This is a genomic window from Aurantiacibacter sp. MUD61, from assembly GCF_027912455.1.
Lineage (GTDB): Bacteria > Pseudomonadota > Alphaproteobacteria > Sphingomonadales > Sphingomonadaceae > Alteraurantiacibacter.
Genome location: NZ_CP115446.1, coordinates 2,128,260 through 2,154,836, shown reverse-complemented (window position 1 = coordinate 2,154,836; position 26,577 = coordinate 2,128,260). Strand labels below are relative to the sequence as shown.

At 60.9% G+C, this 26,577-nt stretch carries 30 protein-coding genes and 2 tRNA genes; 16 read left to right on the top strand and 16 right to left on the bottom strand.

Features of this window, described 5'->3' with window-relative positions; genetic code table 11:
• The first annotated feature begins 5 nt into the window (after positions 1 to 5).
• Together accC and O2N64_RS10340 are read left to right on the top strand one after the other, a co-directional pair.
• Entirely contained in the window at positions 6 to 1,361 is a 1,356-nt protein-coding gene (accC, locus tag O2N64_RS10345) for an acetyl-CoA carboxylase biotin carboxylase subunit (RefSeq protein ID WP_271077527.1), read from the top strand.
• A 47-nt stretch (positions 1,362 to 1,408) separates the two neighbouring features.
• Positions 1,409 to 2,521, top strand: coding sequence for a DUF3616 domain-containing protein (locus O2N64_RS10340; protein WP_271077526.1), 1,113 nt, complete (start codon positions 1,409 to 1,411; stop codon positions 2,519 to 2,521).
• A 69-nt stretch (positions 2,522 to 2,590) separates the two neighbouring features.
• Here the strand turns inward: O2N64_RS10340 and O2N64_RS10335 are convergent, their stop codons facing one another.
• On the bottom strand, positions 2,591 to 3,499 hold the full coding sequence (locus O2N64_RS10335; protein WP_271077525.1) for an OmpA family protein: 909 nt from the start codon (positions 3,497 to 3,499) through the stop codon (positions 2,591 to 2,593).
• A 291-nt stretch (positions 3,500 to 3,790) separates the two neighbouring features.
• The gene (locus tag O2N64_RS10330) at positions 3,791 to 4,255 is read right to left on the bottom strand and encodes an Lrp/AsnC family transcriptional regulator (RefSeq protein ID WP_271077524.1); all 465 of its coding nucleotides are present in this window, start codon (positions 4,253 to 4,255) and stop codon (positions 3,791 to 3,793) included.
• A 206-nt stretch (positions 4,256 to 4,461) separates the two neighbouring features.
• Here O2N64_RS10330 and O2N64_RS10325 point away from each other — a divergent pair, with 206 nt between their 5' ends.
• The 3 genes from O2N64_RS10325 (at position 4,462) to O2N64_RS10315 (ending at position 8,317) form a co-directional block, all read left to right on the top strand.
• Positions 4,462 to 6,171 (top strand): sensor histidine kinase, encoded by a 1,710-nt coding sequence (locus O2N64_RS10325; protein WP_271077523.1) that lies wholly within the window; start codon positions 4,462 to 4,464, stop codon positions 6,169 to 6,171.
• A 26-nt stretch (positions 6,172 to 6,197) separates the two neighbouring features.
• The gene (locus O2N64_RS10320; RefSeq protein WP_271077522.1) at positions 6,198 to 7,196 is read left to right on the top strand and encodes a polysaccharide deacetylase family protein; all 999 of its coding nucleotides are present in this window, start codon (positions 6,198 to 6,200) and stop codon (positions 7,194 to 7,196) included.
• A gap of 89 nt (positions 7,197 to 7,285) precedes the next feature.
• Complete coding sequence (locus O2N64_RS10315) at positions 7,286 to 8,317, top strand: LacI family DNA-binding transcriptional regulator (protein WP_271077521.1); 1,032 nt, start codon at positions 7,286 to 7,288, stop codon at positions 8,315 to 8,317.
• A 52-nt stretch (positions 8,318 to 8,369) separates the two neighbouring features.
• Here O2N64_RS10315 and O2N64_RS10310 read toward each other — a convergent pair.
• A tRNA-Pro gene (locus tag O2N64_RS10310) sits at positions 8,370 to 8,446 on the bottom strand.
• Positions 8,447 to 8,608: 162 nt separating this feature from the next.
• Between O2N64_RS10310 and O2N64_RS10305 the strand changes: the two genes are divergently transcribed.
• Positions 8,609 to 9,016 (top strand): thermonuclease family protein, encoded by a 408-nt coding sequence (locus O2N64_RS10305; protein WP_271077520.1) that lies wholly within the window; start codon positions 8,609 to 8,611, stop codon positions 9,014 to 9,016.
• 17 nt (positions 9,017 to 9,033) lie between these two features.
• On the opposite strand, the gene O2N64_RS10300 is transcribed toward O2N64_RS10305, so the two are convergent.
• The 7 genes from O2N64_RS10300 to O2N64_RS10270 form a co-directional block, all read right to left on the bottom strand.
• Positions 9,034 to 9,110, bottom strand: a tRNA-Ile gene (locus tag O2N64_RS10300).
• A 59-nt stretch (positions 9,111 to 9,169) separates the two neighbouring features.
• A complete protein-coding gene (locus O2N64_RS10295; protein ID WP_271077519.1) occupies positions 9,170 to 10,552 on the bottom strand; it encodes a M20/M25/M40 family metallo-hydrolase in 1,383 nt (460 codons plus the stop codon).
• 40 nt (positions 10,553 to 10,592) lie between these two features.
• Positions 10,593 to 11,090 (bottom strand): DUF427 domain-containing protein, encoded by a 498-nt coding sequence (locus tag O2N64_RS10290; RefSeq protein WP_271077518.1) that lies wholly within the window; start codon positions 11,088 to 11,090, stop codon positions 10,593 to 10,595.
• On the bottom strand, positions 11,090 to 11,440 hold the full coding sequence (locus tag O2N64_RS10285; RefSeq protein ID WP_271077517.1) for a thiol-disulfide oxidoreductase DCC family protein: 351 nt from the start codon (positions 11,438 to 11,440) through the stop codon (positions 11,090 to 11,092). The genes O2N64_RS10290 and O2N64_RS10285 overlap by 1 nt, the downstream gene beginning before the upstream one ends.
• The gene (locus O2N64_RS10280; RefSeq protein ID WP_271077516.1) at positions 11,433 to 12,371 is read right to left on the bottom strand and encodes an NAD(P)/FAD-dependent oxidoreductase; all 939 of its coding nucleotides are present in this window, start codon (positions 12,369 to 12,371) and stop codon (positions 11,433 to 11,435) included. The genes O2N64_RS10285 and O2N64_RS10280 overlap by 8 nt, the downstream gene beginning before the upstream one ends.
• A 42-nt stretch (positions 12,372 to 12,413) precedes the next feature.
• The gene (locus tag O2N64_RS10275) at positions 12,414 to 13,589 is read right to left on the bottom strand and encodes a GGDEF domain-containing protein (RefSeq protein WP_271077515.1); all 1,176 of its coding nucleotides are present in this window, start codon (positions 13,587 to 13,589) and stop codon (positions 12,414 to 12,416) included.
• Between the two features lie 115 nt (positions 13,590 to 13,704).
• The gene (locus O2N64_RS10270) at positions 13,705 to 14,223 is read right to left on the bottom strand and encodes a DUF421 domain-containing protein (protein ID WP_271077514.1); all 519 of its coding nucleotides are present in this window, start codon (positions 14,221 to 14,223) and stop codon (positions 13,705 to 13,707) included.
• 120 nt (positions 14,224 to 14,343) lie between these two features.
• Here O2N64_RS10270 and ettA point away from each other — a divergent pair, with 120 nt between their 5' ends.
• Together ettA and O2N64_RS10260 are read left to right on the top strand one after the other, a co-directional pair.
• Positions 14,344 to 16,017: an energy-dependent translational throttle protein EttA gene (ettA, locus tag O2N64_RS10265; RefSeq protein ID WP_271077513.1), complete on the top strand. Its 1,674-nt coding sequence runs from the start codon at positions 14,344 to 14,346 to the stop codon at positions 16,015 to 16,017.
• Between the two features lie 91 nt (positions 16,018 to 16,108).
• Entirely contained in the window at positions 16,109 to 16,465 is a 357-nt protein-coding gene (locus tag O2N64_RS10260; protein WP_271077512.1) for a hypothetical protein, read from the top strand.
• A 16-nt stretch (positions 16,466 to 16,481) separates the two neighbouring features.
• Here the strand turns inward: O2N64_RS10260 and O2N64_RS10255 are convergent, their stop codons facing one another.
• Both O2N64_RS10255 and O2N64_RS10250 read right to left on the bottom strand, forming a co-directional pair.
• Positions 16,482 to 17,072, bottom strand: coding sequence for a MarC family protein (locus O2N64_RS10255; RefSeq protein ID WP_271077511.1), 591 nt, complete (start codon positions 17,070 to 17,072; stop codon positions 16,482 to 16,484).
• Positions 17,073 to 17,122: 50 nt separating this feature from the next.
• Positions 17,123 to 17,296: a hypothetical protein gene (locus tag O2N64_RS10250; RefSeq protein ID WP_271077510.1), complete on the bottom strand. Its 174-nt coding sequence runs from the start codon at positions 17,294 to 17,296 to the stop codon at positions 17,123 to 17,125.
• A gap of 243 nt (positions 17,297 to 17,539) precedes the next feature.
• Between O2N64_RS10250 and O2N64_RS10245 the strand changes: the two genes are divergently transcribed.
• The gene (locus O2N64_RS10245; protein ID WP_271077509.1) at positions 17,540 to 17,977 is read left to right on the top strand and encodes an FKBP-type peptidyl-prolyl cis-trans isomerase; all 438 of its coding nucleotides are present in this window, start codon (positions 17,540 to 17,542) and stop codon (positions 17,975 to 17,977) included.
• Positions 17,978 to 18,034: 57 nt separating this feature from the next.
• Here O2N64_RS10245 and O2N64_RS10240 read toward each other — a convergent pair whose 3' ends face one another.
• Positions 18,035 to 18,901 (bottom strand): SAM-dependent methyltransferase, encoded by an 867-nt coding sequence (locus O2N64_RS10240; RefSeq protein ID WP_271077508.1) that lies wholly within the window; start codon positions 18,899 to 18,901, stop codon positions 18,035 to 18,037.
• A gap of 110 nt (positions 18,902 to 19,011) precedes the next feature.
• On the opposite strand from O2N64_RS10240, the gene O2N64_RS10235 reads away from it, so the two are divergent.
• Positions 19,012 to 19,521, top strand: a complete 510-nt coding sequence (locus O2N64_RS10235; protein ID WP_271077507.1) for a hypothetical protein — start codon at positions 19,012 to 19,014, stop codon at positions 19,519 to 19,521.
• Between the two features lie 18 nt (positions 19,522 to 19,539).
• Positions 19,540 to 19,788, top strand: coding sequence for a hypothetical protein (locus O2N64_RS10230; protein WP_271077506.1), 249 nt, complete (start codon positions 19,540 to 19,542; stop codon positions 19,786 to 19,788).
• A gap of 183 nt (positions 19,789 to 19,971) precedes the next feature.
• Here the strand turns inward: O2N64_RS10230 and O2N64_RS10225 are convergent, their stop codons facing one another.
• Positions 19,972 to 20,547: a pyridoxamine 5'-phosphate oxidase family protein gene (locus O2N64_RS10225; RefSeq protein ID WP_271077505.1), complete on the bottom strand. Its 576-nt coding sequence runs from the start codon at positions 20,545 to 20,547 to the stop codon at positions 19,972 to 19,974.
• Between the two features lie 209 nt (positions 20,548 to 20,756).
• On the opposite strand from O2N64_RS10225, the gene O2N64_RS10220 reads away from it, so the two are divergent.
• A complete protein-coding gene (locus O2N64_RS10220) occupies positions 20,757 to 21,725 on the top strand; it encodes an RcnB family protein (RefSeq protein ID WP_271077504.1) in 969 nt (322 codons plus the stop codon).
• Positions 21,726 to 21,855: 130 nt separating this feature from the next.
• A complete protein-coding gene (locus O2N64_RS10215; RefSeq protein ID WP_271077503.1) occupies positions 21,856 to 22,554 on the top strand; it encodes a prolyl hydroxylase family protein in 699 nt (232 codons plus the stop codon).
• Between the two features lie 6 nt (positions 22,555 to 22,560).
• Here O2N64_RS10215 and O2N64_RS10210 read toward each other — a convergent pair whose 3' ends face one another.
• Positions 22,561 to 24,192 (bottom strand): lysine--tRNA ligase, encoded by a 1,632-nt coding sequence (locus tag O2N64_RS10210; RefSeq protein ID WP_271077502.1) that lies wholly within the window; start codon positions 24,190 to 24,192, stop codon positions 22,561 to 22,563.
• Positions 24,193 to 24,287: 95 nt separating this feature from the next.
• On the opposite strand from O2N64_RS10210, the gene O2N64_RS10205 reads away from it, so the two are divergent.
• The 3 genes from O2N64_RS10205 to O2N64_RS10195 all read left to right on the top strand — a co-directional run bounded on the left by O2N64_RS10205 (position 24,288) and on the right by O2N64_RS10195 (position 26,124).
• On the top strand, positions 24,288 to 25,178 hold the full coding sequence (locus tag O2N64_RS10205; RefSeq protein WP_271077501.1) for a mechanosensitive ion channel family protein: 891 nt from the start codon (positions 24,288 to 24,290) through the stop codon (positions 25,176 to 25,178).
• Positions 25,179 to 25,527: 349 nt separating this feature from the next.
• Positions 25,528 to 25,827, top strand: a complete 300-nt coding sequence (locus tag O2N64_RS10200) for a hypothetical protein (RefSeq protein ID WP_271077500.1) — start codon at positions 25,528 to 25,530, stop codon at positions 25,825 to 25,827.
• A 171-nt stretch (positions 25,828 to 25,998) separates the two neighbouring features.
• Complete coding sequence (locus tag O2N64_RS10195; RefSeq protein WP_271077499.1) at positions 25,999 to 26,124, top strand: hypothetical protein; 126 nt, start codon at positions 25,999 to 26,001, stop codon at positions 26,122 to 26,124.
• Between the two features lie 30 nt (positions 26,125 to 26,154).
• On the opposite strand, the gene O2N64_RS10190 is transcribed toward O2N64_RS10195, so the two are convergent.
• A complete protein-coding gene (locus O2N64_RS10190) occupies positions 26,155 to 26,556 on the bottom strand; it encodes a nuclear transport factor 2 family protein (protein WP_271077498.1) in 402 nt (133 codons plus the stop codon).
• Between the last annotated feature and the right edge of the window lie 21 nt (positions 26,557 to 26,577).

The window sequence follows — 26,577 nt, the reverse complement described above, 5'->3', positions numbered from 1 at the left end:
ACAGCATGGGCATTTCACGCATATTGATCGCCAATCGCGGAGAGATCGCTCTGCGCATCCACCGTGCAGCGCACGAAATGGGTATTGAGACAGTCGCGGTGCACTCCACCGCTGATGCCGATGCCATGCATGTGCGGCTGGCGGATCACGCGATCTGCATCGGCCCGCCTTCGGCATCCGAGAGCTATCTCAATGTCGCGGCGATCATCTCTGCCGCTGAAATCAGCGACGCCGATGCGATCCATCCGGGATATGGCTTCCTGTCGGAGAATGCGAAGTTCGCCGAGATCGTCGAATCGCACGATATCAAGTGGATCGGCCCCAAACCCGAACACATCCGCACCATGGGGGACAAGGTCGCCGCCAAGCAGACGGCTGGCAAGCTTGGTCTGCCGCTGGTGCCCGGATCCGACGGGGCTATCTCCGACTATGACGAGATGCGCCGCATTGCCGACGAGATCGGCTATCCGGTGATCGCGAAGGCCGCAGCTGGCGGCGGTGGCCGCGGCATGCAGGTCATTCCCGATGCGGAATCGATGGAGCCGCTGGTCAAGCGCGCCATGAGCGAGGCGAAGGCCGCGTTCGGCGATGACACGATGTACCTGGAAAAGTACCTCGGCAATCCGCGCCACATCGAATTCCAGGTCTTCGGCGATGGCAAGGGCAACGCCATCCATCTGGGCGAACGCGACTGTTCGCTCCAGCGCCGCCACCAGAAGGTGTTCGAGGAAGCCCCCTCGCCCGTCATCACCGCTGAAGAGCGGGACCGTATGGGCGGTATCGTGGCCAAGGCCATGGCCGAAATGGGCTATCGCGGTGCAGGCACGATCGAATTCCTGTGGGAAGACGGCGAGTTCTACTTCATCGAGATGAACACGCGTCTGCAGGTCGAGCATCCGGTCACCGAAGCGATTACCGGTGTCGATCTGGTGCGCGAGCAGATCCGTGTCGCCGATGGCAAGCCGCTATCGGTAGCGCAGGAAGACCTCCGCTTCACCGGCCATGCGATCGAGTGCCGCATCAATGCGGAAGACCCGTTCACTTTTGCCCCAAGCCCCGGCAAAATCACCTATTATCACCCGGCAGGCGGCATGCATGTGCGCGTGGATAGCGGACTCTATGCCGGTTATTCGATCCCGCCCTATTACGACTCCATGATCGCCAAGCTGATCGTTTACGGTCGCAATCGCGAAGGCTGCCTGATGCGCCTGCGCCGCGCGCTGGAGGAAATGGTCGTGGAAGGCGTGAAGACCTCGATCCCGCTGCACCGGGAACTGATCCGCCAGCCCGATGTGATCAGCGGCGATTACACAATCAAATGGCTGGAAGAATGGCTCAAGGAGCGCGACGCCGAGGACTGATGTGAAAGTCGGGGTGAACCAATCGGCGTCCAAGCCGTTGGTTTGCCATGACACTTCAGCCCCAGCCGTTCACCGAAGCCGACGATCTGCCCGCCCCGCGCGCGCCTGTCGGCCATATCAAGCTCAACTTTACGGGAGACACGGAGGATGGTGATCATCCGATCCACGATCTCTCCGCCTGCGCGCGAGTTGAGAACTCTCTCTTCGTCGCGGGCGACGAGGCGCATGCGGTCGAACGGCTGACGCTCGGCAAGCACGGCTGGCTGACCGATCACCAGACTTACAAACTGCTCGACTTCATCGAACTGCGCGATCCCGAAGAGGAAATGGATATCGAGGGCCTCGCCTATTGCGACGGCTGGCTGTGGATCACCGGAAGCCATTCGCGCACGCGCCACGATCCGCGCGATGATGGCTATGAACCCGACAGGATCGAAATCTCCAAATTCGCCGACTTGAAAGACACGCGCCCCCGCTGCGTCCTCGCACGTATACCTGTTGTATTCGATCAGGACGGCCTCCCGATTCTCGTACGCAAAGCGGGCAAACGCCGCGCCGGTCTGGTTGCGCAGAAGAAGGATCACGGGAGCAAGCTCGGCCGGTATTTCGCGAAGGATGCACTCATCGGCCCATCGATGGCGATGGCTGCGAAAGAAGGCGGGCTCGATATAGAAGGCATTGCCGTGGCCGACGAGACGCGCGTTGCGTTGGGTCTTCGCGGTCCGGTGTTGCAGACCTATGCCGTGATCGTGGAGCCGCAGATCGAACCGAAGAAAAAGGGCAAGCTCCACCTCCCCGGCAAACCGCACAAGCGGCTGGTGGATCTAGGCGGGCTTGGTGTGCGCGATTTGGTGGTGAAAGGCCGCGACCTCTGGATTCTCGCAGGGCCAACGCAGGATCTCGACGGACGCTGCGCCATGTATCTTTGGAAGGATTGGGCAGACGAGCCGCCAGAACATGAAGAGGAAGTGCGCCTGCACCGTCCCGAGCGTCTATTCGATTTGCCGGTGAAGCTGCACGCCGATCATCCCGAAGGTGTCGATTTCTGGACCGACGATGAAGGCAATGAACGCCTGCTCGTCTGCTATGACAGCCCGAACCCGGCGCGTATCGACAGCGAGAAAGGCACCATCCTCGCCGATCTGTTCGCGCTCGATTGAGCCAGCGCAAACAAAAGGGGCGAACCGTCCCGGTTCGCCCCTTTCGCATTCTTGTCAGAGTGAAGCGGTTTAGCCGCCCATGCCTTCGTCCAGCGCCTTGCTGACGAGGATATTCACCGAAACGCGGCGGTTCTGCGCGCGGCCGGCTTCGGTCGTGTTGTCAGCCGCAGGATCGGCTTCGGCCATGCCGGTCGGCGTCATCATGCGCCAAGGGGCCCAGCCGCACTGCTGCTGCAGATAGTTCACCACACCGCTGGCACGGCGCTCGCTCAGCACCTGGTTGTAGTCTTGGTTACCAACCGAATCGGTATATCCGACCACCAGCAGCTGCGCGCCGTCGGTGGCGCTCGCCTGCGTCGCGAACTCGCACAGTTCACGCTGCGCGACGGGCGAAATGTTGTGGCGGCCCGTGTCGAAATAGACATTGGTGACGCCGGTCACGTTGTACTGATCGATATTGGCAACGCGGCCACGCAGAGCTTCTGCTGCAGCGGCGTTCTCTTCGATCGCCTCTTCATTCAGGGCAAAGCGCTGTTCAGTGCCGGTGCGGATCATTTCCGCGGTTTCAAGGTCGTCAGCCGAGAAACGAATGCGGCTGGCGAGCAGGCCGTCCGCCCACTGAACGGTTTCCACGGTCACGGGGATACCGTTGAGAAGCGACCCGGTGCTCAGCTCCGTGCGGCCAAGGCCGAGGAAACCGCCGCGTGCGCGGATGTCGGTGATTTCGCCGACTGCAACTGTCGTCGCGTTGCCATTGGCTTCGGTCACGGTGATTTCATTGCCCGTGCGGGCGGAGATAAAGCCATCCAGCTCGGGACCTTCTGCCAGACCATCGAGATCGCTGGGCAGATTGCCGTAAACATTGATGTTTTGCTGCGCGCTGGCAGGCGGCAGTTCCTGTGCGGACACGCCGCCAAACGGCAGGACCATCGCAGCACCAAGCGCCAGAGCGGCGGAATATTTACGTGTGATACTCATATTCTTACTCCTTCATTCGCCCGGTGCCTGCTGCCATTTCATAGCGGCTAGGCTTCACGAAGAAGCCGGACACACCGGACTATCCATCCAGTCCCATGAGCCAAGCGAAGGAATTCCACCCGGCCCGTGGATTGCCCCGCGCTTTTACGCCCCTGCCTGTCTCGCAGATGAACATTTTACACGCCCGTTCCCGATTTACGGATCGAGCGAGCGCATATTGCGGCGAATGGTTACTTTTGACGAAGCGGAAAAGGTAAACGCAGCGTCCTGTGAGGGCTGCGGATCAGCCGGTCATCCCAGCGGCACGCCCGGCTCATGCTTGGCCGTGCGGATGGTCAGCGATGTCTTCACGCTCGCCACATTAGGGGCCGGCGTCAGCTTGCTGGTCAGAAACTCCTGGAAGCTTTGCAGATCGCGGCTCACGATCTTCAGGATGAAGTCGATTTCGCCATTCAGCATGTGGCACTCGCGCACTTCGGGCAGCTGGTGGATATGCTCTTCGAAGGCGCGCAGGTCTTCCTCGGCCTGGCTTCGCAGGCTGACCATCGCGAACACGGTGATCGCAAAACCAAGCTTGGATGCGTTGAGGTCGGCGTGATAGCCGCGAATGACGCCCTCTTCCTCAAGCGCGCGCACGCGGCGAAGGCATGGCGGCGCGGTCAGACCGACGCGGCGCGCCAGATCGACATTCGTCACGCGGCCCTCGGCCTGCAATTCTGCCAGCAATTTACGGTCGATTGAGTCGAGCGTCGACATCACCCGTGCCCCTGCAATTGTTTCGAGCAACCTGCTTACACAAGCAGGCAATATCCGGCACGCTTTCTATCAGCTGACCGAATGATTGTTCCATATGCACGCAATTGTCCCTTTTTGCAACGCACGCAGAAGCGCGCATGTGCGCAGCCCCACTCCCCGCTATTGGAATTTTTGGAAATTCTTAACCTTTGAGCGCCGGAGCCTGCATGCAAATCGACGATCGCCTCAGTACTGTGCTGCGCCTGCGCGTAGACAGTGAAGGCGCACGCCGAACGCAGTTTCGGCAATTGATCGACCTGCTAGGCACATCGCGCGAGCCGGTGGAGGGCATCGTGGGCAGCGCCGCCTATCTGGTGCTGGGAGATCTACAGAAGACGATTTCCCCCGAAGAACAGTCCAGCATTCTGCGTGAGCCGGGCACACGACTGCGCAATCCGGACTTTGTCGCGTTCCTGGCTCAAGGGCCAGCGAAGCCCTCCGCATCAGCTATGGCGACCGCGCGGCTGACCGACGCACAATGGCTCGACTTGATCCCGACACTACCTGTGAACGCACGTGGCTTCCTTCGGCATCGGGGGGACCTGTCGCCGAATGTGAAGGACCTACTGGCGCGCTTGGGTGTGCAGGACCTGGTATTGCCCGATGCGGCGAGTGATCGCGCAGTTCTCGTTGAAAATGCAACCGCAGCCGCTCCTGCGGCGGCACCGATCCCCGCTCCTCCGATCACTCAACCCGGTGACACTGCGAGCGCGAAAAAGGACCAATCCGAAGGCATCGGCGCCCTCCTCCGCCGCATCGAAGCTTTTCGGGAAGAGCGCCAGGGCAAGGCGGTCGCCCCGCGTCTCCCGCTGGAAGAGGAAGAGCTATCCGCCAGCCCGCTTCTCGGTTTCGAATTCGCCACCGATACGGCTGGTACGGTAATTTGGGCGAGCGGCCCGATCGCTCCGCTTGCCGTTGGCCTGCGCCTGACTGCACCCATGCCCGGCGTGCTTATCGATATCGACAAGCGGATTGCCGCCCGGCTGGCCGCACAGCAGCCGATCACGACCGCGCGGCTCGGCCTTACCGCTGCGCCCGAAATCAGCGGCGAGTGGCGCATGGATGCAGCGCCGCTGTTCGATCCGAAGGATGGGCGCTTCACCGGATACCGCGGCTGCCTGCGCCGCCCCGTCATTTCGGCCGATGATGCTGCCAATGATGACAGCGAAGGCGATGCCATGCGGCAGGTCCTGCACGAATTGCGCACGCCGGTGAACGCAATCCAAGGTTTTGCCGAGATCATCCAGCAGCAGCTTTTCGGCCCTGCCCCGCATGAATACCGCGCGCATGCCGCCGGCATCTCTGTCGACGCTGCCAAACTCCTCGCCGGATTTGACGAGGTCGATCGGCTCGTGAAGCTCGATTCGGGCGATTTGACGCTGGAAGAGGGCGAAAGCGATATGCGCCACGTCGTCTCCGACACGGTCCAGCGACTGCAGGCCGTGCTCCGCCCGCGCAACGCCTCATTCGAATTGCGGGTCAAAGGCTCGCCATTCCTTGTCGGGCTGCAACGTTCGGAAGCTATGGGCCTGTGCTGGCGCATTCTCGCCACTGCAGCAGGCGCGATGGGACCGGGCGAAACGGTCGCCCTGCGCCTCGCGGGGAATGAAAAACGCGTGCGGCTGCGCATGAAAATCCCGCCGTCGCTGATCGATGGCACCGTGCCGAAAACCGCCGCGCGATCCGACGCGCAACGTGAAAAAGCGATCAGCGCGGGCATGTTTGGCCCCAAATTCTCCTTCAAACTTGCGCAGGCAGAGGCCGAAGCGGCAGGCGGTTATCTAAAATGTAAAGAAGACCGGGTAACGCTCGTACTTCCGGCCTTGACCGCCACTGGTGTCGATCATAGCCCGGAACAGGGACGCGCGAACGGGTAACAGCCCGCATTGAAGTTGGAGATACCATGGTGATGCGGAGCCTGCTCGATCCGCCTCCGGAAGACAGCCGCGCCCGCTTTCGCGACCGTATTCCGCGCTTCATGCTGACAGTCGATACCGAAGAGGAATTCGACTGGGAGAAGCCGCTCACCCGCGAAACCCACGGCATCGATCATGTCGGGCGCCTCTCCAAGTTCCAGGAATTCTGCGAACATCAGAAGGTTGTGCCGATTTACTTGGTCGATTGGCCCATCGCCAACTCCCGGCTGGCGGGTGAAATCCTGCGCGAGCCGCTGGCGGCTGGCCGTGCTGAAATCGGCGTCCAACTGCACCCTTGGGTGAACCCTCCGTACGATGAGGATGTGACGCAGCACAACTCTTTCGCAGGCAATCTGTCACGCGATCTGGAAGAGGCGAAATTTGCCAAATTGCGCGAAACGATCGAGCAGAATTTCGGAGTCGCTCCGCTGATTTATCGGGCCGGACGCTACGGCGTGGGCAAAAATAGCGCGGCCATGCTGGCAAAACACGGGATCGCAATAGACACATCAGTCAGGCCCAAATTCGATTATTCGTCGGTCGGCGGGCCCAACTTCCGGACTTTCCCTATCGCCCCCTATTGGCTCGATGATGAGCGCACGCTTCTCGAGCTGCCGTTGACAACGACATTCTGGGGCATGCTGCGCAAGCAGGGCGAATATATCTATCCGCGGCTCTGGCGCGCGCCTTCGCTGCGCGGCGTGCTTTCGCGGCTGAACATGCTCGAACGCGTGCCGCTCACACCCGAAGGCGTGAGTGTCGAAGAAGCGATACGCGGGATCGATATGGCGCTCGATGAAGGCGCGCCGATGCTCGTGTTCTCCTTTCACAGCCCATCGCTGCGCCCCGGCGATACGCCCTACGTGCGCACGGAAGAAGATCTGGACGGGCTTTACGACTGGTGGCGGCGCGTCTTCGCCTATCTCAAGCAGCGCGGTGTGAAGCCGTCCTGCGTGAAAGATGTGATGCTGTCGGTCGAGCGCTGAGGTTTCGCGCGTCACAAGCCTCTCGCTTCCCTTCGCAAGCTCGCTTATGCAGTCGGACAGAAGCTGAAAACAGCAATGCAGGACCAGGGATGCCGAACCAGAATACCCCAAGCCACCGGGTGACGTCTTTTGAAGTTGCCGAGCGTGCCGGGGTCAACCAGTCCACCGTATCGCGTGCGCTGTCCGGCGACAGCTCGATCACCGACGCGACCCGCGAAAAGGTGCGCCGTGCCGCCGATGAGCTCGGCTATCGTGTGGACGCCCGCGCCGCGCGGCTGCGCAGCGGCAAGACGCGCACGATCGCGATCGTCGTCATCACCAAGCCGGACATCGAAGCGACCGAGATCAATCCCTTTCATTACAATTTGCTCGGCAGTGTCTGCGCCGCAGCGTCTGAAAAGGGGTATCAATCGCTCGTGTCCTTCCAGTCGGTGGAAGAGCAATTCTACGGCGATTTCGTCGAGACACGGCAGGCGGATGGCGTCATCCTGATCGGCACCAGCACCAATGATGCCGCCTGGGCGCATCACCGGGCCCTGCTGGAGCGCGACGATGTGGCGAGTTGGGGCTCACCCTATGTGGATCATCGCCGCGTCGATTCGGACAATCGCGCGGGCGCCCGCCTCGCTGTCGAACGCCTGATCAATGCCGGGCATCGCAACATCGTTTTTATCGGCGACACCCGAGAAACGCAGCCGCAGTTTCGAGAGCGCTTTGAAAGCTTCAGCGATGTGACGCGGGAAGCCGGTATCGATGGCGGCGATGCGATTTTCGAAGACGGCGAAACGCGCGGTCAGCAGGGTCGCCGCTCCGCCCGCGCGCTGATCGAAAGTGGCCGCGCGTTCGATGGTATCTTCTGTTCCTGCGATGCGATGGCTTTTGGCGTGCTCGAAATGCTGCGCGAACGCGGCGTGAATGTGCCGGGAGACGTAAGCGTGATTGGTTTCGATGGGCTTGGCAGCGGCGCCCACTCCAGCCCGCCGCTCACGACTGTGGAGCCCGACTTCGCCCGTGCTGGGGTCTTGCTAGTCGATACCGCGCTTGGCCTCACCAAAAGCGGTGAGCGCCGTCGTGCGCCTGTGCGGCTGGTTGAGCGCGCAAGCGTTCGGACCGCGACCTAAGCTGGAAAGAACTACGGCCGGAACCACCACGCAGGTAATTCCGGCCGATATCTGGTCGGGGAGACAGGATTTGAACCTGCGACCCCCTGTACCCAAAACAGGTGCGCTACCAGGCTGCGCCACTCCCCGGACCGCAGAGGCCCCTAGATTTTGCGCCACTCCGGCGCAAGTGCAAAACGTGCCTTTCACCCGTAACGACTAAGAATGTGCGTGTTTTCACGTATGATTACCGCTCCGGAACGGAGATACTGGCGCAGGTAGGACGTGGCCAAAGCCTTCTAGGCCGCGCCCATGCCCTATCTTGCGACCGCTCTTACCGCCCTCACCCTTGCTGCCTCACCGCTGGGCAATTGCACCGTCACCGATGGCGACACCATTCGTTGCGGGGACGAGCGTATCCGCATCACCGGCATCGATGCGCCGGAGACAAGGGCCTGCCGCGTTGGACGGCGCTGCGTTGATGGTGACGGACACGCCTCGACTCGCGCGATGGAGGCGATAGTCGCCGATGCCGCGCTCACCATCGTGCGGCTGGGAGAGGATCGATATGGCCGAACACTCGGTGTCGTGTACGCTGATGGGCAGAACATAGCCTGCGCGCAGCTTGCCGCCGGGCAAGCCTATTACGTGGCGCGCTGGGATGATGATGGGCTGGTGGCGGCGGATTGCCCCACCCTCGCCGCATCGCAGAGCATTTAGGTAAGCTGCCCGAAGGATGGTGGGCCCGGCAGGACTCGAACCCGCGACCTAGCCGTTATGAGCGGCCAGCTCTAACCAACTGAGCTACAGGCCCGCACCAATCCTTCGTGCGCGCTCGCCCCTAAACCGGGCTGCGCGCGTCTTCAAGCAGTCTTAGTTCTCCAGCATGATCGGCGCACCGAGGAAGCTGCCGCGATGGTTCGCCAGCACGCGCGTTACCGCCGTCCACACGGCGACATTCTGCGCCAGCTCGCCCGGATCGACCTTGTCGAGCGTATCGTTCGCGGTGTGGTGCAGGTCGAAATAGCGGCTGCCATCCTGTTGCAGGTCGATAATCGCTCCGCCCTGATCGCGCATGATGTTGAGATCGGCGCCGCCGGTCGCGGTGATCTGCGGTGCGGGCAGCACGCCATAGGGGATCACAGCATCGGCCAGCTGCTGGAACAGCGCCGGGTTGCTTTGGGTAAAATTCGTTTCCAGCCGCCAGATGAGGCCAGCACCGAAATCGCTTTCCAGACCGACGCCGATTTCCTCATCGGCGTGCGCTTCGGAATAGGCGCGGCTGCCCCACAGGCCGGTTTCCTCTGCGCCTGCGAACAGCACACGAATGGTGCGCAGCGGCTGGCCATCTTCGGCGGCGTGGAGCGCGGCGGAGGCGGCAATGGCGCAGCCCGAGGCATCGTCGATCGCGCCTGTGCCATTGTCCCAGCTGTCGAGATGGCAGGCGAGCAGCACCGGCGGCAGCGAGGGATCACGGCCGACAATCTCGCCGACCACGTTGCCGCTCTGCGTCATGCCAAGGAATTGCGGGGTGAGCACCATTTCCAGCGTCAGCGTCTCGCCGCGTTCGAGCAGTCGCTCGACATTGTCCGCGTCTGGATTGCTCAGCGCAGCCGCAGGGATCGGGTCGACGCCATCGGGCCAGCTTGTCGCGCCGGTGTGCGGAAGGCGATCATTGTCTGTACCGATCGAGCGGATGATGATGCCCGCAGCGCCCTTTCGAGCGGCAATCCCCGGCCCCTGCCGACGCGGCGATCCGAACATGCCGTAATGCGATCCATCCTGCGTCGCTTGCATGGGATTGCCGATATAGACGATCTTGCCTGCAACTTCCGCCGGGTCTGCCTCGCGCAGATCATTGACAGTGGCGAATTGGACGATTTCCGCCGTAATGCCGTCGGCGGGCGTCGCTCCGCTATAGCCGAGCGCGGTGAGGACCAGCGGCTGCGCCCCTGCCCCGATCAGCCGCGCGCGCTCTTCGCCGCGTACCCAGGTATTGTGCATGAACGGCTCATCCGCGACATTCACAAAGCCGTGTTCGATCAGCCATTCCATGGCCCATGCGCGGCCACGCGCTTCAGCCTCCGTGCCAGCGAGACGCGGGCCGATTTCGGTGGTGATACCTTCGAGGAAATCCCACGCCACTTCGTCATGCGCGCCGGGCTCCAGCCCATAACGATGATCATAGCGCTGAGCGGCAGCGGTGGCGGGAATGGCGAGCGAAAGCGCAGCAAGCGCGAGGATCGGTTTCTTCATGGCGCGAAGGGCTACTGCAACCGCCTGCGCCTGCCAAGCCCTACCAGAAGCGGCTGCCGGGCACGCCCTTGAACGGGCCGACGATGTTGTTGGTAATCCATCCACCGTAGAATTCGCCCGGCTGCGGGCGCACCTCTTCGCCATTGACCAGGCAGCGATCGAAGGGCGCGGCATAGAAGGCCACGAAATCGCGCAGGAGGCGAAATCCTTCCGTCGGATTGGGATAGGACCAGCCCACCCGTTCGAGCAGATCGTCTCGAGCCACCACGTCCCAATATTTCGCTGCACCCTTCCATTCGCAATAGGAGGAGCCGGCCGCACGGCGAAGCGCGCCCTCTGCGATATCGGCGGGCGGGATATAGTAATTGGGCGGGTGGCTGGTCTCCAGCACCCTCACGGCATTGGTCGTATCGGCGATGGTCAGCCCGTTATGCTCGATCACGATCCGCGCATCGGTGAGCTCTGCCACGGCTGGCCGCGGATAGTTCCAGACGCTTTCCTGTCCGGGACCTGCGGGATCGGGCTTGGGCTTTTGCATCAATCGCTCATCATCCTCTGAAGGCGCGGGCGAACCCGCAGAAAGCCCTTGTAGAGCATCTCGAAAACCTGCCGCAGCCCCGGCAGTCGCGCAAGCTGGCCAAAGGGCCGGAGTAGCGGGATCGCGCGCCACATGGCGGCGAAACCCTCCGCGCCCGAATAAATGCGGCCATTCTCTTTCACATGGAAGCGGGCCAGCAGCTCGTCCTGCGCTATGGGACAGCTTTCCGGCTTTCCTTCGCTCACATCCACGAAGCTGATCGCGCCGCGCCTGTCGAGCCTGCGCATCACCGCGATTTCGCGGCGGCACAGCGGACATGCGCCATCATACCAGACGATGACGTCAGCCATCTTTGAAAATTCGATCAGCCAGTTCGACGCCCGAGACAAATGCGCTCTCGACGCGGGGACCGATCAGCCAGTCACCACATACGCCAATCTTTTCGTCGGCGTCCCACAATGCCTTTTCGCCAGATGCGCCGCTGCGTGCGTAGCGCCAGCGATGTGCATCGCTGTGGAGCACTTCGGGAAGCGCACCGACTTGCTCGGCAAAGGCATCGAGGAGTTGTTTGGCGACCGCGCCCTTTTCCTCTTCCAGATGCGTCTCGCTCCATTCTGGCGAGGCCTGTATCACCCAGCATTCGGTGCCCTCATCACGGCCGGGCTTCGCAGAATTGCGCGCGGCCCAACCGATCGCGCCGACATCATGCAGCGTGTCGCCGTGATCGATGCGGGTCGCAAAGGTGGCCATCACTGTCCAGTTCGGCTCGGAAACCGTCTCTTCAGACAATTGCGTAAATTCGCGCTGATGCGCGTAGAGCAGAGGGGCGACTTGTTCAGCCGGGACTGCGATAATCACCGCGTCGAACGCGCTGCCAACGGTTCCATTCTCGTCGAGCAGCCAGAGGGCCTTACCTTCACGCCGGATCTCTTCGATCCGCACCCCGAAAGTAACGTCTTGGTCATCAGCCATAGCCTTGATCGGCGCATTCATGCCCGGAGTGCCCACCCATGCGCCCTCTTTGGCGGCTGGCCACGGAGCAACCACGCCTTCGCTTTCCCACTGGTCGACTTGAGCGACAAAACGTGGATCGCGTGCCGTGAAGTATTGCGCGCCGTGATCGAAGCGAAGCAGTTCGCCATCCACTTCAGCGCGCCGCGTCGCCATACGACCGCCGGGGCCGCGCCCCTTGTCGAATAGCGAAACGCGGTGCCCCGCCTCTTTAAGTGAAGCCCCGCAGGACAGGCCGGCCATACCGGCCCCGATTATTGCAATATCCATAGTCACCCAATCGCGCAGAGCGGAGGGCGTTCCGAAACGGGCTCAGGCCGCCTCGCGGGAGAACGGGTTTTCGTCCGACTGGCCCGAACGGCGCTTGCGCATCCGGCGGTCCGGGGCAGCGGTGGCAACCCGGTTTCGCCCGCCCTCCTTGGCGGAATAAAGCGCGGCATCGGCGCGCGCGAACAGGCTGTGATAATTCTCGCTTGCCTGCGCGCTGGCAACACCGAAGCTGGCGGTAAGGCTGATATTGTCGCCCAGCTCCGTATGCTCGGTTTTGGCGAGTTTGATCCGGATGCGATCGGCCAGCTGCACGGCGGGTGCCTCGTCGCAATCCCAAACGAGGATGCAGAATTCCTCGCCGCCGATCCGCCCGCACACATCGTGTTCGCGAACCATGGAGTGGATGAGCTTGCCGAAGCTGGTGATCGCCTTGTCGCCGGCCTGATGGCCCCAGATATCGTTGACCTGCTTGAAGTGGTCGATGTCCGCCACGACCAGGCTCACCGGCTTCTGCAGCTTTGCGGCGAGCGTCAGCTTTGTGCGCACCTCTTCTTCGAAAGCGCGGCGTGCGAGCAGGCCTGTCATGCTGTCCCGCGCGGAATCGGCGCGCATGTTCTCGACCATGTCGTGCAGGCACGCGCCGATCAGGACGAAGGCCGTCGTCACGGTCTTTACAGACAACGCAAGGTTGATGACCGAGTAATAAAGCGACTGCCGGTAATCGGAGACGAAGAAGGCTTCTTCTGTGAGCGTTGTCAGCGTCGGGCGGATGAGGAAATCGATGGCGTTCAGCACCAGCATCACGATCACCAGCATGTCGAACGGGCCCTGCCGCGGAGCATTGGCAAGGATCATCGCGCCGATCACGAACATGACACCATAGCCGATATTGGTCATGATCAGCTGCGGTCCGGCCACCGGTGAATGGTTGATCAACACAATTAGCGCGAGGGCGGAGCAGACATAGGGGATGGCGAGCAGGCGCCAGTCGAACCGGGCACCCACGCGCTTCGCCGAGCCCCAGATCAGCAGGAAGGAGCCTGCCGAATAAAACAGCTGGGTGGTATGGAAGAGAAGGAATTCCGGCAGCAGCTGGAAGTGGACGGTGATGAGGCCCAGCGTCAGCAGAGCGTAGGCCACGGCAAAGGCCAGCGCGTGCTGGCCGATCCGCCCACGCCACCACAGCAGCAGGAATACCACCGCAAAAAGCAGCGCCATAGTCGGCGAAACCAGTCCTACGATAAAATCGCGTATCAACCCCAGATCTCCATCCGAGGCGGACCTAGCCCAATAGTTTTAAAGGGATACTAAGGGATTTTACAAAAACCCAGGTTTAGTAGTCATCGCCGATATCGCGAAGCAATTCGTCTTGCAGGTGCTCGCCGTGCAACACGGAGATATCGCCGGTGGTCTCCAACACCACGGCGCGCACTGCGTCCATGCGAAGGACGTTGGCCTCGCGCAGCTTGGCGATGAGGTCGCTTTCGGCAACCCGCGTCGCTTTAAGGGCATCACGCAGGATTTTCCCGTCGCGCATCAGCAGCACCGGCTCGTTATGCAGCACGTCCTCTACGATGTCGCTATCTTTGCGCAGGCGCGCGACCACGAGCTGGAAGAGGAAAATGCCCGCCATCGCCAGCAGGGCCTGGGAAAAGCCGGTCCATTCGCTCGCTTGCGCCGCCCCTGCCACGATGCTGCCCAGCGCCACCGTCATCACGAAGTCGAAACTGGTCATTTTGGACAGCGATCTCAGGCCCACGATGCGGATCTGCACGATCACAAAAGTGAGGGCGATCATGCCCAGCACGAGGCCGCGCAGGATCAGGTCGAGTGTGCTGTTTTCAAGGAACATGAAGGTTGAACCTTCGCCGCGGTGCATGCGTTCCAAACAAACTTGCCCACCGCCGCGCTTATCCCTATCTGCGGCTGCAACACACATCCCACCAGATTACACGAATTAAGGACCCGCCCGATGGCCGCCCAATACGCATTTGTCATGAAGGACATGACCAAGACTTTCCCCGGCGCGCAAAAGCCGGTGCTCTCCAACATCAACCTCCAGTTCTATCGCGGGGCGAAAATCGGCATCGTCGGGCCGAACGGTGCGGGTAAATCGACCCTGATCAAGATCATGGCGGGTATCGACACCGATATCTCCGGAGAAGCGTGGCCGGGCGAAAACATCACCGTCGGCTATCTCGAGCAGGAGCCCGAGCTCGACGAGAGCAAGACCGTGCTCGAAAACGTCAAGGACGGCGCGCGCGAAACCGCGAACCTGGTCGATCGCTACAACGCAGTGGCCGCCGAAATGGCGGAGCCCGATGCCGATTACGAAAAGCTCGGCGAGGAAATGAACGAGCTGCAGGACAAGATCGACGCGGTCGATGGCTGGACGCTCGACAACCAGCTCGAAGTTGCAATGGAAGCGCTGCGCTGCCCGCCGTCCGATGCCTCGGTCGAAAACCTTTCAGGCGGTGAAAAGCGCCGTGTCGCCCTCACCCGCCTGCTCATCCAGAAGCCGGACATCCTGCTGCTGGACGAACCGACCAACCACCTCGACGCCGAATCCGTGCAGTGGCTGGAAAACCACCTCAAGGAATATGCCGGCGCCGTGCTGATGATCACCCACGATCGCTACTTCCTCGACAATGTGGTGGAATGGATCCTCGAACTCGATCGCGGCTCCTACTATCCGTATGAAGGCAATTACTCGACCTATCTCGAGAAGAAGGCCAAGCGTCTCGAGCAGGAAAGCCGCGAGGAATCTGGTAAGCAGAAGGCGCTGCAGCGCGAGCTCGAATGGATGCGGCAGACGCCCAGCGCGCGCCAGACGAAGAGCAAGGCGCGTATTCGCAAGTTCGACCAGCTGCAGGACGAGATGGGCAACCGCAAGCCGGGCAAGGCGCAGATCGTTATCCAGGTGCCCGAACGCCTCGGCGGCAAGGTGATCGAAGCGAAGAACATCACCAAGGCCTATGGCGACAAGCTGCTGTTCGAAGACCTGTCCTTCATGCTGCCCCCGGGCGGCATCGTCGGCGTGATCGGCCCTAACGGCGCGGGTAAATCCACGCTTTTCAAGATCCTGACCGGCAAGGAAGAGCCCGATAGCGGCACCGTCGAAGTGGGCGACACCGTGCGCCTTGGCTATGTCGACCAGAGCCGCGACCACCTCGACCCGAAGAACAACGTGTGGGAGGAAATCTCCGACGGGCTCGATTACATGAAGGTCAACGGCCACGACGCCAGCACCCGCGCTTACGTGGGCGCGTTCAACTTCAAGGGTCCGGACCAGCAGAAGAACGTCGGCAAGCTGTCCGGCGGTGAACGCAACCGCGTGCACATGGCCAAGATGCTGAAAGAAGGCGGCAACGTGCTGCTGTTGGACGAACCGACCAACGACCTCGACGTGGAAACCCTTTCCGCGCTGGAAGACGCCATCGAAAACTTCGCCGGCTGCGCCGTGGTCATCTCGCACGACCGCTTCTTCCTCGATCGCCTCGCGACGCACATCCTTGCGTTCGAGGGCGACTCACATGTTGAGTGGTTCGAGGGTAACTTCGAAGCCTACGAGGAAGACAAACGCCGCCGCCTGGGCGATGCAGCCGATCGTCCGAGCCGGGTGCAGTATAAGAAGCTGACTAGGTGACTTCCTGTTCGGCTCTCCTCTCCGCGATCTGATTGCATTTCACAGAGAGCGAGGCCTTGATCTTTGTAGGTGAGCAGCGAATACTCGCGGCATGAGAAAATTTATCATTGGCGTCGCCGCAGTCGGCCTTAGTGCTTGCGCAACCGACCAAGCTCCGGCTTACGGTTCCGATGACCGTGTGGTCCAGCTCGGAAGCGGAACGCCAGCCGGTCGGCTGGGCACGCTCGACGGGTATGTCTTGCGGGTATCCGGCTCACCGTTGTGCGAAAATCCGGTCATCGAAGGACGCACGATCCGCTGTTCGATCAGCGACATCACGGGGCCAGTCTATGATTTCCGGTCGGCAGGGCCGCTAACGGGGTTCACTGTGGAGGATGGCCAGAGACGTGAGATTTGCACCAACCCGCGCTTGGAATTTTCTGGTGGGAGAGCATTCATCGATTGCTGAAACCAACAAGGTGCTGTCAGGCTTGCATGAAATCCTTGAAGCCGGTCAATGCAAACTGTACGCCCATAGCGATTACGATTAGGCCCATGTAACTTGTTACTACCTGTCTCGCGAGCCCGCCGTTTTTCGCGTTTTTGCTGAATTTCGCTGCGGCAAGCAAAACTGCCAGCAAGATGCCCATCACAATCCCGATGGCAATCAGGGTAACCAAGGGTATGCTGCCGTTCTTGTGCGATGCCGCTATCGTAATAACGCCCGTGATTGTTCCCGGACTGGCCGCGAACAGGATTAGTGGCGTGATCGAGGCATCGGCATAGCTTGTTTCGGGGTCCGGTGCCGCCTGAACGGAAACCATCATGCGCGTTCCTATTGCCGCAAGCACTAATCCACCAGCAACGCTAAATGCCGGCAAGCTGATGCCGAACAACGCTAGAATGTTTCGCCCGGCGAAAGCGGCAACGCACAGAATAAGCGCAATGGCCAGCACGGCACCAATCGCTTCGGATACATTTCGGCCGGACTTGTGCGGGTCTCGCCCTTTGATGAAAAGCGCAACACACATGGCCGGATTGACGAGCGCCAGCAGCGTAACGGTGGCCTGAACCATCCCGTCCACCTAACTCGCTCCTGTCCGCAAACCCTTCGCCAGAAACGACGTCACGGAAGATTGGGCCAAATGATGTTGAGGACGGCAACGATTAGCAGTGTAGCGAAGAAAATCCGCCAATCCCATTTGCGATGAGCACCCGGCTCATCATTCCGGCGGATCAAAAAGACCGCGACTGCGATCAAGACAGCAGCGACTCCCGCATGCAGAAAATCGAGTTCCATGTTGTTCCCCTCGTGCCGCAGTGTCAGAAATGTAGGTCGCCACTCCACGAGCCGTCAATGGGCATTCGATTTCGCCGCAAGAAACTACCAATCTTCGGTTTGCAGACGAACTTACGCTATCAAAGGGCAAATTTGACTCCCCCCGCCCCCGTCCCCACATAGCGTGGTGAGGCGCCCGGTTCGCGGGCGCGTGTATCTGTCGGTGCTTTTCAGCATCGCGAACACCAAATCCGAAGGAATTCCATGACTACCCCAAGCAATGGCGACACCGTAACTATCGACTACACCGTGAAGAAGACCGACGGCACCGTTGTCGGCAATACCGAGCAGACGGGTCCGCAGGACATCAAGCTCGGCGAAAACCAGATTTTCCCGCAGGTGGAAGAAGCTCTCAATTCGATGAGCGTGGGTGACGTGCAGACGGTCACCATCCCTTCCGACAATGCATTCGGCCCGCGCCGTGACGACGCCATCGTCGACCTGCCGCGCACCAATCTTCCGGCAGAGCCCGCCCCGCAGCCGGGCATGCAGCTTCAGGCGCAGGGCCCCAACGGCCAGCCGGTGATCCTCACCATTCTCGAAGTTGGCGACGAAACGGTGAAGGCCGATGGCAACCATCCGCTCGCCGGTGAAGACATCACTTTCGATGTCACGCTGCGCGAGATCAAGGCTGCCGCCTGATCCCATCGCAATCGACACATGAAGACCGGCGGAGTGCATCGCATTCCGCCGGTTTTTTCATTCGGGGCTTTCTTCCGGTTCTGCGCGTTCGCCCAGCACTTCCGCCGTATCCGGATGTTCGAGCCAGTCCTCCCGCACCACCGCGCGGAAATTCTGGCCTCGATAGGGTGAGGGAAATTCCACGCGAAGATCGGAGCCAGTCAGCTTGGCTGTTAGCGCGACGGGCTCACCATCGATTGTCGCAGTGCCACGCACCTGCTGAAAGGTCTGTTGCAGGCTGAGCTCAATTTCCCTGCCTCCAACCTCGACGATCCAGTCACCTTCCACCGCAGCGGGGACAACCCATAGGTACACCGGATAACCCGCTACCCGGCGTTCCCCATCCGCTTCCCAGTCTCCCATATCGAACCGATTGCTGACGATGCGGGTGCCGGGCGCAAGATCCAGCAAGCGCGGGCGCAGTTGCATATTGACACTGGGCAGCAGGAACATGGTGATGACATCGGCCTGATTGAGCGGCGTGTCGAACAGGTCCTGTTGACGAAAGGTCACCCGGCCCGACAGGCCCAAGCGCTCTGCCTCATCCGTTGCCTCTTCCACCAGCGCCGGGTCGAGATCGACGCCCAGCCCGCTTGCCCCGCGATCCACGGCAGCGGCCAGCAGGATGCGCCCATCCCCCGCGCCAAGATCGATGACGTAATCGTCCGGCCCGATATCGGCCATCTCCACCATGGCCTGCACAGTGGGCGGCCGGGAGGAGACATAGGGCACGTCGAGTTCGGGAATAATGCCAAGCCGCTCTCGCACCGCGTTCGGATCGATAAGGTAGACGCCCGCGAACAGGACACCGAGCGTCACCACCGCCGCAGCAACAACGCCCAGCGCCTTTTTGCCAAAGCCGCCGCTTTCGGTTTCATCGATCATTGTTCGAAAGCCCGTTCCATATCCGCTGCCTCTATCCCGTGCCTCTCGGCGGTTGGCAAGCAGCCAGCAATTCTTTTGAAACGTGAAGGGGTTTTGATTGTTGGGCAGTCATGGGGTTCACCAATACTATTCGCAATCACCTTTGGGCCAGTGGCACTTTCATTGCCATCTGCCTGATCGGCCTGGGCGCGCGCTGGGCAATCGGCGATGTCTATTCTGGGGCGGAAGCCACGCAGTTGATCGAGGCGCTGAGCCGCGCCGGATTGTATCTGGGCAGCGCGATCACAACCGCATCCGCGACCACGCTCGCGCTCATGCTGACGCTGATCGGAATGATCCGCAAGATCGATCGCGACTTTGACGACAATACCTATCGCAGCATTGATATGGTGGCGAAACTGGCGACCGCCTCCATGATGATAAGCCTGATCGTCCTGCTTGCCTTCACCCTGCCGGTTGGTGAGTTCGAGGAGATGCCGCAGAACTGGTATGTGCGCATGTATGATGGCCTCTTCACTGCCTGCGTGCTGATGGTGGGGTTGATCGCATCGACGGTAATTGTTTTATACCGCACCGTGCGCGGAGTGATCACTGTGGTGACGCCGGGCGATAAGGTTTGATGTAAGAGACGGGGCAAAATGAGGGGCAATCCGAAGTTTCAGATCTTCCTGATGGTGGTGTGTTTCGCTTTCGGGATCTGGGTGGGCATCCAGTCGTGGAACGGGCTTGAGGGCTCTTCGACTTTGTGGCGCTTTATCGGCCCGGTGATCGCGGGGTTTTTGGCAATGGGGCTGGCGGTCAAAGTGCTGGAGTTTCTCCAGATCATGAAGCTCGATGTGGTCGACGAGGCAGTCGACCGCTGGGATGAGGAAGACAGCAGGAAGTAGCCGGAGCTTCGCGCTTTCCTACAGCTCGGGCGTGCCTGCAAAGTGCGCGGCATGCCGATCGCTCCTTCTCAACTCGCGCCATATCGCCCCATTTTCACGCCGAAATTCGGGGCGTTGATTTTTGCACTTGGACACTGTCACACCTGTCACACCCCCAAGCACCAAGCCATTGATCTCAGTGCATTAAGGCGTGATCCAGCGTCCTACACGGGTGACCATGTCGATCACTGCACGGCGGTGGCCATCGTTGCTGAGGAAGAACCAGTCGACTACGGCAAGCTCCACCAGCAAAACCGCGAAGTGCTCGCGCGCAGGGGCGACCTCTTCCTCCGTCGGCTGCCTGCCTTCAACCCATTCGGGCAGGCCGCTCGATGGCTGTTCGACTTCGGTGCCCGGACCATCGCCAAGGTAGCAGCGACGTGCGAAAGTGGTGCTCGCTTCCCATGCGGCGTCGGCAATGGGCCCATCGCGCTCGATCCGGCCTGTGCCGCGGCACCGCAGCTGGATCTTGGCCGCTTGGTCGTACAGCAGCACGCCAACGGGTGCGCCCTCCCCGATAACATCGCATTTGAGCGAGCGCGCGTCGGTGTGGAAGCGCAGGGTCCGTGTGGCCCGGTCATAGGCCCGGAGTACCATCACCCGCGCATCGGCATCGCGTGTCGCGACAACGGGCGTGTGCATCGGGCTGTGACGGCTGTTTGCGGCCTCCTCGAGCCGCCCTGCAATGTCATCGGCGATCTGATCGAATGTCTCGTACACACAGCGACACCTGCCCTTTGGCGCAGCGCAGGGCAAGACGCGATGTGGTTCAGGAAAGTCGCCGCGAAGATGAACAGAAGCCCAACAGCGTGGTTCAGTTACGGGTCAGGACAGCTTGCTACAAATAGCGACAACACAAGACAAACGTAACTCAATAGCACTGGGGCCGCATCACTCGGGCGGCATTGGTCAACACAGGAGATGTTGCAATGCGACTCGCTGACTTACTGAAAACGAGCGGCCTGGCCGCTATCGCTGCAATGATGCTGGCGCCTATGGCTCCGGCGACTGCGGCTTCCGCTGCGGGCGCCGAGAGCGCTGCAGAACAACAGCGCGGTGATCGTGCTGATCGTCAGGACAGGCGACGTGATCGTGCGCGCGGTGAAGGCCGGCGTGGCAATCGGGATGCCCGCAATGGCAGGCGTGGAGGCGGAGAAGAACGCGCCGCTCCCCGTCCACGCCGTGCAGACAGCAATGGTGGCGGACGTGCCCGGGCAGCAGAGCCGGACGTAAGGCGTCCCGCTGCTGTCGCTCCGGCGCGCGCCGTTGGCGAACGTGTCCGTGAGAGCGTAGGCTCGAACCGCGGCGATGCGCGTCAAGACCGCCGGGCCGACCGCCGTGACCGCTATCGCGACCAACGCGGTGACCGCCGTGCGGACCGCCGCGATCGTTACCGCGACCAGCGTGGTGACCGCCGTGCGGATCGTCGCGATCGCTATCGGGACCAGCGCGGAGATTACCGTCGTGATCGGCGTACAGACCGCCGCGACCGTTACCGAGACCAGCGCGGAGACTACCGCCGGGATCGCTACAACTATCGCGATGGCTACCGTGAGGGTCGCCGTGAAGCGCGGCGCGACTATCGCCGGTGGAACAGGCAGAATTGGCGTCGGGACAGTCGGTACAATTGGAACCGTCACCGCTACAACAACCGCAGCCACTATCGCCTCGGCCGGTATTACGCGCCCTATCGCGGGTATCGCTATCGCCGGCTGAACATCGGCTTCTACCTCGATACGCTGTTCTTCGGCAGCCGCTACTGGATCAACGATCCGTGGACGTACCGTCTGCCCGATGTCTACGGCCCCTATCGCTGGGTGCGCTACTATGACGATGTGCTGCTGGTGGACATCTACACCGGCGAAGTGGTCGACGTGATCCACGACTTCTTCTGGTAAGCCCGATCAACCGATTGCCGGAGCGAGTGGCCGGCAATAGCCCCCCGTCACGCAAGTGGCGGGGGGTTTCGCATGTCAGGGCTCGCCTGCTCCCGCCAATTGGGGCTTGCCTACAGGCGGCGGCAATGGAATGGCTGGCAGCAAGATGAGCGATACGAAGCAGAGCAAATTTCCGCCCAATGCCGATCAGGCTGGTCTCAAGAGCATCGGCAAGCGCGTGCGTGAACGGTTGTCAGACAATCCGGCTGCCTACAAAGTGCCCTCAGACGAGATCGAGCTATACGCTATTGGCGATTTCATGACGCCCGCCGAATGCGCGAAGATGATGGAACTGATTGATGCCACGGCGCGGCCCAGCGTCGTGTTCGATATCGATTATTCGGCAGGATACCGCACCAGCTATTCCGGCGACGTCGATCCCTACGATCCCTTCGTAAAGAAGATCAGCCGCCGGATCGACGATCTGATCGGCGTGGAATCCGAATTCGGCGAGACGATCCAGGGCCAGCGCTACATGCCGGGGCAGGAATTCCAGCCACACCATGACTGGTTCCATCCGGACACCAGCTATTGGGAACACGAAATGAGCCGTGGCGGCCAGCGTAGCTACACCACGATGGTGTTCCTCAATGATGTGGAAGCTGGCGGCACCACCGATTTCATCGATATCGGCATCTCGATCGAGCCCAAACCCGGCGTGCTGCTCGCATGGAACAATGCCAAGCCTGATGGAACGACCAACCCGATGACGATGCACGCCGGCCGCCCCGTTCAGCAGGGCAGCAAATACATCATCACCAAGTGGTATCGCACCAAGAACTGGGTGTGACCGGAACTACCGGGCCAGCGCCTCGGCGATCAGCTTGCGCGTGTTCTCGACACCGTAGAGCGCGATAAAGCTGCCCATGCGGGGTCCTTGGGAGGAGCCGAGCAGCGTTTCGTACTGCGCCTTGAACCAGTCACGCAGATTGTCGAAACCGAATGCCTCATCCTTACCGATCTCGTAGACGATGGTCTGCAAATCCTCGGCAGGCATATCGGCGGACACTTCAGCGAGCCGAGCATCGAGCGCCTTGAGCGCCGCGGCCTCGTTGGCTTCCGGCGCGCGCTTGACCATCGTCGGGGCGATGAAATCGCGGTTGTAGGCGAGCGCCCTCTCCACCAGCACATCGAGAGCGGGATGCGCTTTGGGATCGGCGTTCTCGACATAATTGCCAAGGTAGGACCACACCTGATCCTTGTCCGCCTCTGCCCCCAGCACGCCGACCAGATTGAGCAGCAGGCCATAGGTCACCGGCAGCGTATCGCCCGACCCGACCGGAGGCTGCGACCCGCTGGGGTCCTTGATCCGCAGCAGGTTCCACACCGGATTGCCGAGCTGCTTGTCGATATCCTGCTCCGGAATGCGCTCCCGGAACTGCCAGTAATCATCAACCGCGCGCGGGATCACGCCGGAATGGAGCTGCTTCGCACTCTTGGGATTGGGGAAGATGTAGAAGCCCAGGCTCTCTTCAGTGCCATAGGTCAGCCATTCCTCGATCGTCAGGCCATTGCCCTTCGACTTGGAGATCTTCTCGCCCTTCTCGTCGAGGAAGAGCTCGTAAATCAGGCCTTCAGGCTTACGACCGCCCAATACCTTCGCAATCTTGCCGGACTGGATGCCTGTGTCGGTCAGGTCCTTGCCATACATTTCGTAATCGACGCCGAGCGCTACCCAACGCATCGCGAAATCGACTTTCCATTGCAGCTTGGCCATGCCGCCGAGTGCGCTCTGCTCGATCACCGCGCCGTCTTCATCGGTGAAGCGGATCATGCCCACATCGGCGTCGACGACTTCGACCGGCACTTGCAGCACGTGTCCTGTGGCCGGGCTGATCGGCATGATCGGCGAATAGGTCGCCGCACGCTCGGCCCGCAGGGTCGGCAGCATAATGTCGAGGATAGCCTGGTTGTTGCGCAGGACACCGCGCAGGGCATCATCGAAAGCGCCCGAATTGTACTTGTCGCTCGCCGCGATGAATTCATAGTCGAAGCCAAAGCGATCGAGAAATACACGCAACATCGCATTGTTGTGCGCGGCGAAGCTTTCGTACTTCTCGAAGGGGTCGGGAATGCGGCTCAGCGGCTTGTGGAGATTCTCCTCAAGCAGGGCCTTGTTCGGGACATTGTCCGGCACCTTGCGCAGGCCATCCATATCGTCGCTGAATGCCACAAGCCGAGTGGGCGCGGGATTGCCGTCCTCATCGGCGGCGACGATCTCGTATGCCTTGCGCACGAGCGTGGTGCGCAGCACTTCCTGAAACGTGCCGATATGCGGGAGACCCGAAGGGCCATAACCGGTTTCGAACAACACCGTTTCGCCGCCGGGCTTGCAATCGCGATACCGTTTGAAAAGCCGCTGCGCCTCCTGAAAAGGCCAGGCCTTGGAATTGCGAGCAGCGGTGATGAGATCGGTACTGAAAGTCATCCGTTGCGCATTGCCCAAAGGCGGCGATTTCGCAAGTGCGAAACGTTTCGGAACCCTAGCGACCAACTCACGTTAATCGCAAAACAGGACAATGAATGGGGTCTCCTTTGGATTACATCGAAATTCTGCGCAGCAATGTGATGGACATGTGGAATGGTGCCGTCGCTATGCTGCCCAATCTCGCAATCGCGATTGTCGTTCTTCTGATCACATGGATCGTCACGAAATTCGCGCTGCGCATCGCCAATGCAATCATCGGAAAGACAGAACTGCGCGAAGATTTGCGCCAGCTTATCCAGACGCTTGTGCGCCTGCTGATCTGGATCGGCGGCATCATACTCGCACTGATCGTCGCGATCCCGGGCTTCACCCCCGCCGGACTGATCGCAGGCCTCGGCATCGGCGCACTGGCGATTGGTTTTGCCTTTCAGGACATTTTCGAAAACTTCCTCGCGGGCGTGCTGATCATGCTGCGCGAGAAGATGCGCATAGGCGATCTGATCGAGTGCGAAGGCGTGATGGGTAAGGTCGAGAAGATCACTTTGCGCGAAACCTATATTCGCCAGTTGTCCAACGAGCTGACGGTCATGCCAAACTCAATGCTGTTCAAGAACCCGGTCGAAATACTGACTGACGACACCGTACGCCGGAACGAAGTTGTTGTGGGCGTTTCGTATGATGCCGACCTCGAAAAAGCGCAGCAGGCGATCTACGATGCGATGGCTACCGTAGATGCCGTCGTCGAAGATCGCCCCGTGATTGTTTACGCGCAGGAATTCGGCGGCAGCTCGATCAACTTCCTCGTCCAGTGGTATGCACAGTCCGCAGCACGCGATCTGCGGCAGACCAAGAGCGAGGCGATCAAGGCCATCAAGAAGAGCCTCGACGCTGCGGAAATCGGCATTCCCTTCCCGATCGTCACCAACATGTTCCCGGAACCCTTGCGTATCGAACAGGTGGGTGACGGAGAAAAAAGCGCGAGCTGATCGCTACCAATCGAAAGAGATTGATCGATTCACTGCGGGGGGAGCGGGCTTGGCTCGCTCCTTCTGCGCTTTCTCTGCCCTTTCCAAAGCTGCGCGCTGCTCTCGAAGCTTAGCTGCGAGATTGGTGGAGACCAGGCCGTCTGTGGCCGGCTTCGGCGTGGGCGCAGGAGCTCTCTGAGGAGGCTGCGATGTCCGCGGCTTGATCGATACCAGGGTGGCTGGATCATATTGGCGCTTAGCCGGCGGTGCAGGCTCATTTTCGCTTGCGGCGGGAGCGGGCTTAGGGGCTTCGGGTAGAGGCGCCTCAGCTTCGACCATAGGAGCTTTTTCACCCGTACTCCTGCGCCGCATGAATGCGAAAGCCGCAAGCGCCAAGACCACCAACAAGCCAATCAGCGCGAACCAGAGCGAATTTCCACTGGCTTCGGCCGTTTCGGAGGTGGCTGGGCCATCGGTTAAATCTGCGGATGGCGTAGAAATCTCCGGCTGCAATTCCGTTGATGGCGTCGAGCTTTCGCTCTCCGCTGGCTCCACCTCGACCAATTCCGGTGTCCCGGCAGGTTCGGCGACGCGTCGCTGCTCTGACTGCTCGCGCTCAGGATTACTCGCGGCGGGCGAAGGATTCGCTGTCGGTGTCGGTGTCGGCTGAACCGGCAATTCCTGCACAATCGGATTTGCCGTTGCGCTCGGCCTTGCCTGAGGCTGTTGCTGAGACTCACCTTCCCCCGGCGGCAATTGAAAATCGCTCGGAATTGCGGGCGTTATAGGCGTCGCGCTGCTCTGCGGAGCAGGCGCGTCTTGCGCCATCGCGGCGATTGGCATGACTGCAACGATCATTGCCCAGAATAGTGGTCGCAAACTCATGGCGACCGCCATAGCGCAGCGAGCCGAGAATATCCTGAACGAATATTCATCCGCCGAGGGCGGCCCCCAACAGGTGCGATGAATAGCGCCTGTGCTGCGACAATCGGCCTTTTTACATCGTCACGCGGGCATAGGTGATCTGGCCGTCTTCCACGAAATAGGCGGTGACAGTGCAACAATAGACTTGCCCGCGTTCGGTGTACTCAATCGTATCGATCACGCGGTTGGCATAAGCCTCCCGGTCGACCACGCGCACTGTTGGCGCATCGGGGCGGAAGTTCTGCGCATAGGCTTCGGCAATCTGCGCCCTGCCCTGAAAGGTGAAACCATTGGCATCGACGATCGCATCGTCCGCGAAATGGGCAACAAATCGCGCACGATCCCGCGCCTGATAGGCAGCAGTGGCGCTCGCAATCACCTGCTCGGGCGAGCGCTGCTCAAAACCCTTTGCCGGAGCTGCAGCGTGAACCGAAAGCACGGCCAAGGCCACAAAAGACATCACGAATTTCCGCATGGCCGATCCCTCCTCGCCAGA